This window comes from Pseudomonas sp. GP01-A4 (assembly GCF_058780865.1).
The window spans coordinates 34,769-48,097 of the sequence record NZ_JBYSWF010000029.1 but is presented as its reverse complement, the minus strand read 5'-3'; the positions used below and the strand labels follow the sequence as shown (position 1 = coordinate 48,097).

General features: G+C 60.3%; 15 protein-coding genes. 3 read left to right on the top strand and 12 right to left on the bottom strand.

Features of this window, described 5'->3' with window-relative positions; genetic code table 11:
* Positions 1-133 precede the first annotated feature (133 nt).
* The 3 genes from AC3WKX_RS17755 to AC3WKX_RS17745 form a co-directional block, all read right to left on the bottom strand.
* On the bottom strand, positions 134-1,150 hold the full coding sequence (locus AC3WKX_RS17755) for an ABC transporter substrate-binding protein (protein WP_008437166.1): 1,017 nt from the start codon (positions 1,148-1,150) through the stop codon (positions 134-136).
* 123 nt (positions 1,151-1,273) lie between these two features.
* The gene (locus AC3WKX_RS17750) at positions 1,274-1,471 is read right to left on the bottom strand and encodes a hypothetical protein (RefSeq protein ID WP_003214716.1); all 198 of its coding nucleotides are present in this window, start codon (positions 1,469-1,471) and stop codon (positions 1,274-1,276) included.
* Positions 1,471-1,920 (bottom strand): hypothetical protein, encoded by a 450-nt coding sequence (locus tag AC3WKX_RS17745; protein ID WP_003214715.1) that lies wholly within the window; start codon positions 1,918-1,920, stop codon positions 1,471-1,473. Before AC3WKX_RS17745 ends, AC3WKX_RS17750 begins: the two co-directional genes overlap by 1 nt.
* Before the next feature lie 415 nt (positions 1,921-2,335).
* On the opposite strand from AC3WKX_RS17745, the gene AC3WKX_RS17740 reads away from it, so the two are divergent.
* The 3 genes from AC3WKX_RS17740 (at position 2,336) to AC3WKX_RS17730 (ending at position 3,282) form a co-directional block, all read left to right on the top strand.
* Positions 2,336-2,590, top strand: a complete 255-nt coding sequence (locus tag AC3WKX_RS17740) for a hypothetical protein (protein ID WP_083853233.1) — start codon at positions 2,336-2,338, stop codon at positions 2,588-2,590.
* 141 nt (positions 2,591-2,731) lie between these two features.
* Positions 2,732-2,962 (top strand): hypothetical protein, encoded by a 231-nt coding sequence (locus AC3WKX_RS17735; RefSeq protein ID WP_003214713.1) that lies wholly within the window; start codon positions 2,732-2,734, stop codon positions 2,960-2,962.
* 83 nt (positions 2,963-3,045) lie between these two features.
* Positions 3,046-3,282 carry a DUF2789 domain-containing protein gene (locus tag AC3WKX_RS17730; RefSeq protein WP_087694069.1) on the top strand — a complete coding sequence of 79 codons (237 nt, stop codon included), beginning with the start codon at positions 3,046-3,048 and terminating at the stop codon, positions 3,280-3,282.
* Positions 3,283-3,286: 4 nt separating this feature from the next.
* Here AC3WKX_RS17730 and AC3WKX_RS17725 read toward each other — a convergent pair whose 3' ends face one another.
* The 9 genes from AC3WKX_RS17725 to iolG all read right to left on the bottom strand — a co-directional run bounded on the left by AC3WKX_RS17725 (position 3,287) and on the right by iolG (position 13,316).
* On the bottom strand, positions 3,287-3,490 hold the full coding sequence (locus tag AC3WKX_RS17725) for a hypothetical protein (protein WP_003214710.1): 204 nt from the start codon (positions 3,488-3,490) through the stop codon (positions 3,287-3,289).
* A 125-nt stretch (positions 3,491-3,615) separates the two neighbouring features.
* Positions 3,616-4,836 carry a methyl-accepting chemotaxis protein gene (locus tag AC3WKX_RS17720; RefSeq protein WP_371317784.1) on the bottom strand — a complete coding sequence of 407 codons (1,221 nt, stop codon included), beginning with the start codon at positions 4,834-4,836 and terminating at the stop codon, positions 3,616-3,618.
* Between the two features lie 547 nt (positions 4,837-5,383).
* A complete protein-coding gene (locus AC3WKX_RS17715) occupies positions 5,384-5,788 on the bottom strand; it encodes a TraR/DksA family transcriptional regulator (RefSeq protein ID WP_003214706.1) in 405 nt (134 codons plus the stop codon).
* 309 nt (positions 5,789-6,097) lie between these two features.
* Positions 6,098-7,135: an ABC transporter permease gene (locus tag AC3WKX_RS17710; RefSeq protein WP_003214704.1), complete on the bottom strand. Its 1,038-nt coding sequence runs from the start codon at positions 7,133-7,135 to the stop codon at positions 6,098-6,100.
* A gap of 59 nt (positions 7,136-7,194) precedes the next feature.
* The gene (locus tag AC3WKX_RS17705; protein WP_102605493.1) at positions 7,195-8,748 is read right to left on the bottom strand and encodes a sugar ABC transporter ATP-binding protein; all 1,554 of its coding nucleotides are present in this window, start codon (positions 8,746-8,748) and stop codon (positions 7,195-7,197) included.
* A 63-nt stretch (positions 8,749-8,811) separates the two neighbouring features.
* Positions 8,812-9,747, bottom strand: a complete 936-nt coding sequence (locus AC3WKX_RS17700; protein ID WP_003214701.1) for a sugar ABC transporter substrate-binding protein — start codon at positions 9,745-9,747, stop codon at positions 8,812-8,814.
* A 365-nt stretch (positions 9,748-10,112) separates the two neighbouring features.
* Entirely contained in the window at positions 10,113-11,153 is a 1,041-nt protein-coding gene (locus tag AC3WKX_RS17695; RefSeq protein ID WP_102605494.1) for a Gfo/Idh/MocA family protein, read from the bottom strand.
* Between the two features lie 131 nt (positions 11,154-11,284).
* The gene (locus AC3WKX_RS17690) at positions 11,285-12,145 is read right to left on the bottom strand and encodes a sugar phosphate isomerase/epimerase family protein (protein WP_003214697.1); all 861 of its coding nucleotides are present in this window, start codon (positions 12,143-12,145) and stop codon (positions 11,285-11,287) included.
* Between the two features lie 160 nt (positions 12,146-12,305).
* The gene (gene iolG / locus AC3WKX_RS17685) at positions 12,306-13,316 is read right to left on the bottom strand and encodes a bifunctional inositol 2-dehydrogenase/D-chiro-inositol 1-dehydrogenase (RefSeq protein WP_102605495.1); all 1,011 of its coding nucleotides are present in this window, start codon (positions 13,314-13,316) and stop codon (positions 12,306-12,308) included.
* Positions 13,317-13,329 lie beyond the last annotated feature (13 nt).

Sequence of the window (13,329 nt, the reverse complement as noted above, 5' to 3'; positions counted from 1 at the left end):
AATGAGGTCAGTGTGGGAGCGGGCTTGCTCGCGAAAGCGGTGAGTCAGTCAATACAAATGTTGGCTGAAAAACCGCTTTCGCGAGCAAGCCCGCTCCCACATTTTTGATCGCAATCGGGCTGTTATATCGGTGTTACTTCAGGCTGGCTTCGACCTTCTGCGCCACATCCTCAGTCAGCCACGCCTTCCAGACTTCCGGATGATCCTTGAGAAATGCCTGGGCGACCTCTCGCGGCTGGCTGTGCTTCTCGCTCATTTCGGCCAGCGCCTTGTTCAGCGGCTCGATCGGAAAGTCGACCTTGGCAAAGAACTCGGCGATCTGCGGATGCTCCTTCTGGAACGGCGTGGACACTCCGATGCTCAGCTTGGAGGCCAGGGAACGTGTAGGTTTCGGGTCAGGATTGTCTGCATCGGTCAGCGTTTTCCACGCCTCGGCATCAAATGGCGGCTCTTCCAGCTGGATCAGCTTGTAGCGCCCCATCAACGGTGTAGGCGACCAGTAGTAGAACAGCACCGGCTTGCCCCGGCGGATCGAGGAAGCAATCTCGGCATCCAGCGCAGCACCCGAACCACTGCGGAAATTCACATAGCTGTCGTCAAGCCCGTAGGCCTTGAGCTTTTGCTTGTTGACCACTTCCGAGGTCCAGCCAATCGGGCTGTTGAGGAAACGGCCCTTGCTCGGTGCTTCCGGGTCCTTGAACACGTCCTTGTAGCGCGCCAGATCCTTCACGCTGCGCAGGTCCGGCGCGAGGGGCTTGATGCCTTTGGCCGGGTCGCCCTTGACCACGTACTCGGGCACCCACCAGCCTTCAGTGGCGCCCTTGACGATATCCCCAAGGCCCACCACTTTGCCTTCGGCCTCGGCCTTGACCCACACCGGGCTGCGGCCGGCCCATTCTTCGCCGATCACCTGGATGTCGTTTTTCGCCAGGGCGGTTTCCAGGGTGATGGTGGTGCCGGGCAAGGTGTCGGTGGGCAAGTCATAGCCCTTTTCGACAATCACCCGCAGCACCTCGGTGATCAGGCTGCCGCTTTCCCAGTTCAGGTCGGCAAAATGAATCGGCGCCTGGGCTGCTGATACCGGCAGCGACGCCACCGACAGACTCAGGGTCGTCAGTGAGGCTGCCAACAGTGCTCGAATTCCTTTCATGCTTTGCACCTCATGCCTTACAGCAATCGCGAATGGCTTTGCTGTAACACCGCGAAGCCTCTGAATACTTAAGTCAACTCAACTGTAGTAGAGGTTCCGGGGAACATGGCAGGTTGCCGGTTTTTACGCAGGATTGTTCAGCCGCTGCAACTCGCGGCGCACCATGCTGGCGAATTCGGCGGGCTTGAGTTCATACAGTTGGCCGGCGACCCAGCTCAACCAGGCGCCCTGCAACTCGGCCTTGCGGTCAAACAATTGAGCCGCCGTGGCTTGGGCATCGAGCAGGTGCTGCTCGTGGAACTGTGCCCTACCCTGGCTCATTACTCGCTGGCCTTGAAGGTCACGAGTTCACCCTTGCGCCATTTGGCGGCCTTGCCGGTGACGGCCTTCAGGGTCTTGGTCAGGCCTTCTACCAACTGCTCATTGGCGGCAAACACCAGCATCACGCTGTGGCCTTCCTTGAACACAATGCCCTGGCCTTCGGCCGAGGACACAAAGGCGTAATCGCCCAGGCCATACACCGTCAACTTGATATCGCGAAACTTCAGTTCGAACTTGCCGCCTTCGCGGCTGGGCAACACAGCGGCCCGGAAATGATCACCGACCTTGAGTTCCAGGCGCGGCTTGTCGTCCACCACCAATGCCGCTTCGGTATCGATCTCGGCGATGTAGATACCTTCAGGTGTCTGCTCAGTGACGTAGACGAAACGGGATTGAAACTGCTTGACCAACTTTGCGCGCAAATCACCCAGCACGAATAACGCGTGCATATCCAGATTACTGACTGCCAAGGAAACGCCCCCACATCAAAAGGGTGCTGTCCGCCCAAGCGGGCAGCACAAAAAAACGGCCGGAAACGGCACGATCACACAACAAATCCACTGATAAAAACTGAAGAAGATCACGCTGCCAGGCCATGAGACTAGTACAGGCGTGCCCGACGCACCTTACGCAGGTCGCCAGGCGTTGCAGGAAATCACAGGTTTAACGACCAGAGAATACTGGCCGACCCACTTCAGACAATAACCCTTTAAAAAATGCAGTTTCCGACATCCAACACAGAAACTAATGCTTTGGATGGAACCGGACGCCGGACACTGACGACAATACTAAAACAGCAACACAGGTCAAAACCACTCGAAATACTGCAAGCGGGTACGCAATGTCGATCGACAGGAGCTGATTATGCAACGACCTCAACCGATTGCCACACCTTCGAACACAGGTTCATCTTTTATCGATGACGGGCAATTCTACTCCCTATACACCCACGACAGTTGCCTGCATTCGGCGCTCTATCGGGTAGTCCCCGCCGGGAGAAACTTTTTCCATATCCTTGAAGTGCCCAGTGGGCGGATCAAAGGTTTTCGCAGCGGCCATAGCCAGGCCTGCGAACTGGCCCGACAGCTGGAAGCCATCCTGCAAGCGCCACACGGCTGAGGCGCGGCTGGCGTTTCGTCATCTGGTTGACTTTACTGCGCCGCCAGCGCGTAACAACTGCCATACTGGTCCGTCCATTGAGATTTGTGCCCTTGCGGTTCAGGTTTCATCAGCGCAATTACCTCCAAGGGAAGGCTATACGTGACGGAATTTGATATTGGCGAATTTTTCATCCATGGCGAAGCCAGGGAAGTAGACGGTGAGTTCCAGGCCGTGATTGTGATGCGGGCCAAGGCTCCCCTGACCACCGTGACGACTCACCAGGTAGAAAAGGACCGCTGGTTCAAAACCGTAGACGCTGCCAACACGGCTGCCAAGGAAGCCGCAAAAGCCCTTAAGGCCGCCGTTGATTCCGGCGCGCTGACCTCCTGATTACCCGGCGCGACAATCCGATCGAACTCTGTCCCGCAACAACCCTCCCATGCATACGATGATCAGCCCGCATGGAGAACAATATGGAAGCGCAGACCTACACCCTCGAAGACCTGTTTGAACAACTTGGACTGGAATCGTCCCCCGAGGCGATTGACGCCTTTATCGGCAAACACACCCTGCCCAATGACGTAAAGCTGATTGACGCGGATTTCTGGTCACCGCAACAAGCCCAATTCCTTAAGGATGAACTGCGTGAAGACGCAGTCTGGGCGATCGCGGTCGACGAACTGAACCAGCGCCTGCACCAGCAACCCTGAGCCTTCAATGCAGGCTGTCTGACTGCTCCAGGTGCAACAGCGCCTCCCAGGCAGCCCTGCACTCTTCGGCTTCGTCGCGACTGGCGAACGCCGTGCCGCGCTGCTCGCCATTGAGCAACACTACCCAACAGGCCTTTTGCCCCAGCGCACGCAGGGTGGGCGGTACGCCACTGCCAATCATCACAGCCACATCGACTTTGGTTTGCATGGAGCGCCTCCGGAAAATTAGTTAGCTGGCTAACAATGTTCGCCATGCTACGGCTTTCTTCCAGTTGGAAAAAGCTATCCCCGGAATAGCTCCCTTGCATTACCTGCAACAATCGCCCTCGTGGGTCAGCGGCCCTCAGGTCTGTAGCCCAGGCGCAAGCCGCCCCAATGCCGGCCATTGACCGTGATCGGCACGGACAAGTCGTGCATCAACTCCCCGGTATCGCGGGTGTAGGTCTGCAGCAAGACCGCCTGCTGGTGGCTGCCGCAGCGGATTCCCGTGCGGTCTTCAAACTTGCGCTTGGTACGATTTTGTACCGCGTCCACTTGGGCATCGCCGGTCAACGCCTGGGAGAACACCTTGTTGTGGGTTGGCACATAACCCTGTGGCGTGCAGGCGATGGCGAATACCAGGCCCTCATGCCGGGGCAACAGGGCTTCCTGGATGGCCGGCAGCACCTGGTCGGTGTAGCCGTCAAAACGCGTGTGGTACTTGCTTGGCCGCGTGTTGGGAATGGCGGTATAGCTGCGGTCGAACAGGTCATCGAGGCTGATGCGGTTTTGCAGGACGTCGGCTTCAAACTGCGCGGCAATGCGGCTCGCGCCTTCGCGTGCCAGGTCATAGATGCGCTGGTGGTAGTCATCCAGGCCGACCTCGGCGAGGCGTTCACTGATGGTTTCGGCCTGGCCTTCCATTTGTACGGCGGCGGCAGCCAACTGTTGGGTCTGCTGGTCGCTGACGGTCAAATCGCTGCGCATCTGCTCCACCGCATGGAACAGGCTGTCGAGTTGGGCGCGGTTGGTGTCGGTGCCCTGGGCGATTTCATTGACCTGGCCTTCCACATCCGCCGCCAGGCTGGCGATGCTGTCCAGTTGCTCGCCGGCGTGCTCCACCTGCTCTACACCGGATTGCAAATCCGCCGACAATTGCCGGATCTGCTCCACCACCTGGCCGGTACGCTGCTGGATATCCGCCACCATCACCCCGACTTCATCGGTCGCCGTGGCGGTTCGCCCGGCCAGGCCACGCACCTCGTCGGCGACCACCGCAAACCCGCGACCATGCTCACCGGCCCGCGCGGCTTCAATCGCCGCGTTCAAGGCCAGCAGGTTGGTCTGGCTGGCGATCGACTGGATCACCAGGGTGACGCGCTGGATTTCCTCGCTGCGCTGGCTCAAGGCCTCGATCAATTGACGGCTGTCGTTGGCGCGCTGGCTGAGCTGGTGCATACGGGTGATGGACTGCGCCAGCACCTCGCGCCCTTCGGTACTGCGCTGATGGGCCTGGCTGGCCGCGCCGAGGGCCTGGCGGCTCAGTTGCGAGGTGACCTGCTCGGTGCCGATCATCACTTCGGCACTGCTGACGATCTGCTTCGCCGCGCCCAATTGAGATTGCAGCCTGGCCGCCAGTTGCTTGACCGAATAGGCCACGCCGGCAGCAGACAACGCGTTATGGCTGGTGGTGTAGGACAGGTCGCGGGTCAGCTCGCCGATGGCATCGGTGGCTTCGGACGCGGCAACGCTGGGGGTGCGATGTGTCAGGCGAGGTAGCCAGATCAGCAGCAGGGCCACCGGCAGGCACAGGTAAATCGAGAGTTGGGCGAACGCCAGGCCCAGCAGCAACAGCACCAGGGCGGTACTTTGCAGGAGCGGTGTAAACCAGCCGGGCAACTGTCGCGCCACCACGGGTGGTGACACTGCTGCGCCCATGAGAGATCCGTCTCCAGCCATGTTCGTTACCCCGCTGCTTGTCGTTATTGTGACTGCATTAGACGCCACTATGTGGCCATTATCCATGGGCCTTTAGTGGGGGGCTTGCAGCAGATCAATAAACGGGGGGAAACGGCTGTTTTCTGCTGGGAACCGGGTAACCCGGCTCCAGCAGTTCACCGCATCAGGCTTGACGCTGGTGCTTGTCGATTTGCTCGTGGCGCTCTTGCGCTTCGATGCAGTACTTGGTGGTCGGGCTGATCAGCAGGCGCTTGAGGCCGATAGGCTCGCCGCTGTCATCGCACCAGCCGAAGGAGTCTTCCTTGATACGGCCCAAGGCCTGCTCAAGTTGCGGCAGCATGCGCTGGTCGCGGTCGATGGCGTTCACCAGCCAGGTGCGCTCTTCTTCGACAGAAGCAGCGTCGGCCGGGTCTGCCGGGGTGTCCAGGCTTTCAATGGCGATGCGGTTCTGCTCGATGCGCTCGTGGTGTTCCACTTTCATGTCCTGCAACAACTTCTCGAAAAAAGCGTGCTGCTCGGCATTCATGTAGTCATCCGCCGGCATGGCCAGCAACTTTTCCTTTGTCATTGATTTCTCTATAAAAAATACGTGCATTAAGGCGAATAAGGGAGCGTTCCGGCCGACCTCTGCAGGTCTCGGAAAGGCGCCGTCCATTTCAAGCGCCACCCGGCACTCAATTTACGAGGGGCGGCAGTCTAAGGCCGACTTGAGGGCTCAGCAACTGAAATGACAGGCATTTTTTCCAAGATAACCCGCAAAGGCACCAGGACGGGCTCGGCGAATGGTCATCGGAGTGCGTTTATAGCAAGAAATTCAGTGTTGTGGAGCTATATAGAAGACAAACGGTTAAATGTGGGAGCGGGCTTGAGGAACGTGTCAGCGCTTGAGTTTGCGCTTGTTGCGATACTGGTCGATCACCACCGCCACCACGATGATCAGGCCCTTGATGATGTCCTGGATGTAGGCATCCACGCCGACGAAGGTAAACCCGCTGGCCATCACGCCGAGAATCAACGCGCCGATCACGGTGCCGGTGATGCGCCCTACCCCGCCCGCCAGGCTGGTACCGCCGATCACCGCAGCGGCAATCGCGTCCAGCTCATAGGACATGCCCATGCCCGCCTGCCCGGTGGCCGCCCGTGCCGACGCCACTACACCGGCCAGGCCTGCCAGCAGGCCGGCGATGCTGTAGACGATGATCAGGTGGCGCTTGACGTTGATGCCCGAGGTGCGCGCCGCCTGCATGTTGCCGCCGATGGCGTAGGTGTACTTGCCGTACTTGGTGTAGCGCAGGGCGATATGGAAGATCACCGCCACCACCAGGAAGATCACCACCGGCATCGCGCCGTGGCCGATGGCCGTGTAGGAGTCCGAGAGCATGCTCACCGGCTGGCCTTCGGTGTAGTAACGCGCCAGGCCACGGGCCGAGACCATCATGCCGAGGGTCGCAATAAACGGTGGAATCCCGGTGACCGCAATGATACTGCCGTTGATCGCCCCCGCCAGCAGCCCCACGCCCAGGCCCATCGCCACCGGTATCCACACCGGCAGGTCAGTCAATGACGGAAACACCGCACGGGAAAAGTCGGAAGTCTGCGCCAGGCTGGCGGCGATCATCGCCGACAACGCCAGCACCGAGCCCGAGGACAAATCGATACCGGTGGTGATGATCACCTGGGTCACGCCAATCGCCAGCAGGCCGATGATCGAAACTTGCAGGATCATCAATACAAGGCGCTGGGAGTTCATCAGGAAGCTCTGGTCGCGCACGATCCAGCCGAACAACTCAAACACCAGGCCGATGCCAATCAGCACCAGCAGGATGCTCAGCTCGGTGGGCATGCGTCGACGGTGCTTGACCGGCGCCGCAGCGGGCTTCTTTTCCTCGGGTTTGCTTTCCAGTATCGCGTTCATAACCACTCACCTTTTTTATCGCGTTGGGCCGGCCACAACGGGCCGGCGCCGTCTGTTCGTTAGTGGACCGCCGTCATACCGGAAGCCAGTTGCATGACTTTTTCCTGGGTCGCATCCGCGCGGTCCAGGGTGCCCATCAGGTCGCCTTCGTGCATCACCATCACCCGGTCGCTCATGCCCAGCACCTCGGGCAGCTCCGAGGAAATCATGATCACCGCCATGCCTTCGCTGGCCAGGTAGGAAATCAGCCGGTAGATCTCGGCCTTGGCGCCCACGTCGATACCGCGAGTGGGTTCGTCGAGGATCAGCAGCCGTGGGTTGGTCATCAGCCAGCGGGCCAACAGGGCTTTTTGCTGGTTGCCACCGGACAAGGTGTCGATGCATTGCTCCAGCGACGGGGTTTTCACCCGCAGCTTGGTGCACATGTCTTCACACAAGGCACGCAGGGCTTTTTGCTGGATAAAGCCATTGCCGGAGTAATGCGGCAGCACAGCCATCTCCATGTTTTCCAGCACCGACAGGCAGGGGAACAGGCCGCTGAGCTTGCGGTCTTCGGTCAGCAGCGCGAAGCCCTTCTCGATGGCCATGTGCGGGTCGGTGATGCGCACGGTCTTGCCGTCCAGCTGGATCTCGCCGCCGGAGCTTGGGGTGATGCCGAAAATGGTTTCGGCCACATTGGTCCGCCCGGAGCCCATCAGCCCGGCGATACCGAGAATTTCCCCGGCGTGCAGGTCGAACGACACGCCCTGGAATACCCCATCCAGGCGCAGGTCGCGCACCGACAGCAGCAGATTGCCGATGGGCTTGTCGCGCACCGGGAACAGCTGGCTCAGCTCACGCCCCACCATCATCGAGATCAGGCTGTCGCTGTCCATGCTGTCGGCCCGTTGCAGGCCGATATAGGCGCCATCGCGGAACACCGCCACTTCATCGGCGATGGCGAATACTTCGTTCATTTTATGGGTGATGTAGATGATGCCTTTGCCCTGGGACTTGAGGTCGGCAATGATCGAAAACAGGTGGGCCACTTCCTTGTCGGTAATGGCGGAGGTCGGTTCATCCATGATCAGGATGTCGGAGTCATAGGACACCGCCTTGGCAATCTCGACCATCTGCCGCTCGGCAATGCTCAGGTTGCCGACGTGTTCCTCCGGGTCGAGGTTGATCCGCAGCCGCGTCAGCAGTTCGGCGGTGCAGCGGTGCATTTCCCGGTGGTTGACCATGTGCAGGCCGTTGAGCTGTTCGCGACCGATCCAGATGTTCTCGGCGATGCTCATGTGCGGCATCAGGTTGAGTTCCTGGTGGATCATCGCGATCCCGGCCTTCTGCGCTGCCAGCGGTGTTTCGAATTTGATCGGCTTGCCACGCAAGCGGATTTCACCGGCGTCGGGCTGATAGATGCCGGCGATGATCTTCATCAGTGTCGACTTGCCCGCGCCGTTCTCGCCCATCAGCGCCAGCACCGAGCCGGGGCGCACCCGCAGCTGCACATCGGCCAGGGCCACGACGCCGGGAAAGCCTTTGCTGATGTTGGAGATCTCCAGCAGATAGGGTTCTTCCAGTACCAAGGGCTGGATACCGGGAGGCTGGGAAGCAGTCGCTTGAGCAAACATATCGGGTACTCCGTCAGCAGGGCCGCCGTGGCTGCCCTGCCGGTTTATTGTTGTTATTAAGGGCTACTTGAAGTCTTTGACGTTGTCCGGGGTGATCAGCTTGAACGGGATCACCACGTTCTGCTCGACCGGCTCGTGCCTGGCCATCTTGCGCGCCGCTTCCACCGAACCTACGGCCTGGCCATTGGCGTCCTGGAACGCCGACGCGGCCATGTCGCCCTTGGTAATCGCGTTCAAACCGTCCGGTGTGCCATCCACCCCGGCGATCAACACGGTGCCCGGCTTGGTGCCCGCCGACTTCAACGCCATGGACGCACCGATGGCCATCTCGTCGTTGTTGGCCAGCACCGCGTTGAATTCACGGCCTTGGGTCAGCCAGTCGTTGACCAGGGTCATGCCCTTGTCACGCAGCCAGATGCCGGTCTGTTCCTGCTCGATGGTGATGCCTGGGTATTTGGCCAGGACTTCCTTCACCCCCTTGGTGCGGTTGGTGGTGGAGTTGTTCGCCAGGTCACCCAGCAGGATCACGATCTTGCCCTTGCCGCCGAGCTTTTCGGCGATGTACTGCATTTGCAGACGGCCCGCCTCGACGTCATTGGAGGTCACGGCCACGATGCCTTTGGGCAGATCCGTCTGGTCGGGACGACGGTTGACGTACACCAGCGGAATGCCCGCCGCGAGGGCCGCTTTACTGATATTGGCGGTAGACGCCGTGTCGACCGGGTTGACGATGATGGCGTCGACTTTCTGGCTGATAAAGTTCTCGACCTGGCTCAGTTGCTTGACCACATCGGCGCGGGCGTCTTCGAACTGCAGCTGCACGCCGTCACCCTTGGGGTAGGACTTGGCTTGCTTGTCCATGTCTTCACGCAGGTAAGTCAGGAAGGTGTCATCGAACGCCGACATGCTCACGCCCACCTTGATATCGGCCGCCGTGGCGAAACCACTGGCGAGCATCATGGACAGGGCCAGCGCGGTAAAACGGATCGGGGTCTTCATGAACGGTCTGTCTCCAATTTCTTGTTGGTTTTGTGGACGTTGCGTTTTTCAGAGCGAAGCGGTCGGCAGTCGAACGATCGGCGCCCCTGGAATGCAGCACACCAGGGAACCCTTGCTTTCGACGCACAGGACATTCAGGAGGGAAAAGTAAAACGGCCGGGCGCGGGGCAGACCGCGTGGCTGGAGGGCAGGACGTAAAACTCGCAGTACAGCGTTGAAGATTTTCATCTGACGGTACCTGGTTGTTTTGATCTTGTTTTTGTCGAGTCGCCCGAATCGAGTCCGAACGTACTTTATGCAACCTGGAATGACTTTATTGGAAAATAATTTCCATATCAACCTGTTTTAGAATTTTATTCTATTTTTCATCCATGAGGCTCCATAGCCGCCATTTCCACTACCTGCTGGCGCTCTGAACTCAGGCGCGCGGCGTCCAGTACGCGGGTGGTTGCCAGCGCATCCAGGACGTTCACCGGCAACTCGCCGTGGCCGTCCACCGCGCTTTGCAACTGACTGTAGAACTGATTCCAGCGGCCCTTTTCCGACGGCACCCGCTCACGATCCGGCCCCTGCTCGAACCAGCCCCAGCGTCGATGTTCTTCAGCGCCCCAGTGCTCGCCTTCGGTTTTCGGGGTCTTGCCGGCCAGCAGCGCCTCTTCCTGGCCGTCCAGCCCTTCGATGGTGTAGCAACCGGCCGTGCCATTCACCCGAAACCGCGGGGCCTGGCTGTTTTGCAGGGCGCTGCCCCACAGGTGTGAAATCACCCCGTTGGCGTGGGTCAGCGATACAAAGAAGCCGTGGTCCACGCTCCGCTCATCGGCGGTGTAGTGCAACTGCGCGAACACCCGGTCCACCGGGCCGAACAGTTGCATGGCCTGGTCCACCAGATGGCTGCCCAGGTCCCGCAGGAAGCCGCCGCCGCTGGCATTGCCCACCGAGCCCGGGTTGTAGCGCTCCACCCGGGATTCAAAGCGGGTGACGGAGCCCAGGGCTCCGGCGTCGATCAGCTTGCGCAGGGTCAGGAAGTCCGAATCCCAGCGCCGGTTCTGGTAGACGCTGAGCAGCACGCCCTGGCGCTCGGCGGCGGTGATCAAGGCCTGGGCCTGTTCGGCATTGCTGGCAAAGGGTTTGTCGCTGACCACCGCCACACCGTGCTCAATGGCCTCCAGCACCAGGGCCGGACGGCCCTTGAGGGTGGTGGAGATCACCAGCACGTCGACACCGGCCTCGGTGATCTGCCCGATACTGTCGAAGGCCTTCACTCCGGGGTGATCCGTCGCCAGTTGCTGGCGACGTTCGGGTGACCGCGTCACCACGCCGACAAAGGTCGCCCCCGGCAGGCTGGCTATCAGGGGTGCATGAAATACACGGCCGCCTTTGCCGTATCCAACCAGTCCGATTCGCATACAAATACTCCTTGGTTAATTGTGGCGAGGGAGCTTGCTCCCGCTCGACTGCGTAGCAGTCGCAAGCTTTTGGGGGCGCTTCGCCCCCCAGCGGGAGCAAGCTCCCTCGCCACAGGGCAAGCCACAACGGTCTAACAGCACAACTCGCGGGTCACCCGCTCCAGCATCATCCGGTTGGACTCATCCGGCCGGTCTTCCCAGGCAAACACCGACACCGTGGCAATGCCGTCGAACTTGATTTCCCGCAGGGTGCCGAAAAACGCCTCCCAGTTGACCTCGCCCTGACCGATGTCCAGGTGCTGGTGCACGGTGGCGGTGACGCCCGGCGGGTTGACGATGTAGCGCAGGTTGGACGAAGCGCGGTGGTTGTAGGTGTCGGCGATGATCAAGTGGCTGAGTTTGGAGCCTGCGTACTTGAGCATCGAGGCGATATCGCCCTTGCCGTCGTCATAGAAGAACGTGTGCGGCGCGGCGTAGAGGTAGTTGATCCAGTCGCGGTCGAGGCCGCGAATGATGTCCACCGACTCGTTGTTGCGCTCGCAGAAGTCGTACGGATGCGCCTGGATATCCAGCTTGATGCCTTCGCGCTCGAACTCCGGCATCAGCTCGTCCATGGAGCGCATGAACTGGTTTTCGCACACCAACGGGTTGTCGGACTGGCCGGTGAATTCGGTGTTGACCAGCTCGCAGTCCATTTCCACGGCGATCTGGATCGCGCGCTTCCAGTTGCGCACGGCGGCAACCCGCAGGCCTTCGTCGGCGGCGGCCCAGTGGTACATGGGCAGCAGGGATGAGAGTTGCACGCCGGCGTCGCTCAGGGCCTTGCGAAATTCCTTGATGCGCGCGCGGTCGACCCGGGGGGCCTTGTAGAACGGCAGGAAGTCTTCCCGGGGCGAGAGTTCGATGTGCTGGTAGCCGAGCTCGGCGGCCTTGTCGACCATTTGGCCGAGGGGCAGGTGGCGGTACATGTAGGGGTCTAATGCGATGCGCATGCTTGAGATCTCCCGAATTTGAGGTAGGAACTCGGTCAAATGTGGGAGCGGGCTTGCTCGCGAATGCGGTGGGTCAGTCGATGCAAATGTTGACTGAAAGGCCGCATTCGCGAGCAAGCCCGCTCCCACACTGACTGCGTTACATCAGTGAGGGTTGTGGTTAGCCGTAGAAATGCGGACGGGGTGGCAGGCCCACTTTCACAATCTGCCCACTGTTCTGCGCCTCAATACACGCATCCGCCGCCACCGCCGCTGCAAAACCATCCCACGCCGACGGCCCCCCCACTTGCCCTGCCCTTACACCGTCGATAAACGCCTGCAGCTCAACGTCATACGCCGCGATGAACCGGTCTTTCCAATCCATCAGGATCGCATTCGACAACTTGGCCCCGCTGCGCATCTGCACCTGGGACGGCTCCGGCAATTTCGCAATACCGGTCTCCCCCACCACTTCGCACTGGATGTCGTAGCCGTACTGGCAGTTCACAAACACTTCCACATCGATGCGCGTGCCCTTGGCGGTTTCCAGCAGCACGATCTGCGGGTCACGCAGATGGGCCAGCGCCTTGCTCGATTTACGCGGGAACACCACCTGCACCGACACGTAGTCATCGGCCAGCAACCAGCGCAACACATCCAGCTCGTGGATCAGGGTGTCGGTGATCGCCATGTCGGTCTTGTAGTTCTCACCCACCCTCGGGTTGCGGTGGGCACAGTGCAGCATCAGCGGCTCGCCGATCTGGCCGCTGTCGATCACGGCTTTCAAGGCGCGATAGCCTTGGTCATACGGACGCATGAAACCCACCTGCACCAGGCGCTTGCCGTGGGCCACTTCGGCCTCGACGATCTTGCGGCAGCCTTCGGCAGTCACCGCCAGCGGCTTCTCGCAGAACACGGGTTTGCCGGCCGCAATCGCCGCCAACACAAATTCTTCGTGGCTCGGGCCCCATGAGGTCACCAGGATCGCCTCGACCTGCGGCGAATTGATCAGCGCGTAGCCGTCCGGGTACACCTCGGCGGTGAGTTTCAGGTCAGCGACGACCTTGGCCGCCTGCTCAAGGTTGATGTCGGTCACGGCCACCACCTGGCTGTTGAGCAAGGTCTGGCTGCAGCGACGAATGTGATCCTGGCCGATGGCGCCAGTACCGATAACACCCAACTTCAAAGACATGAAAACACTCCTC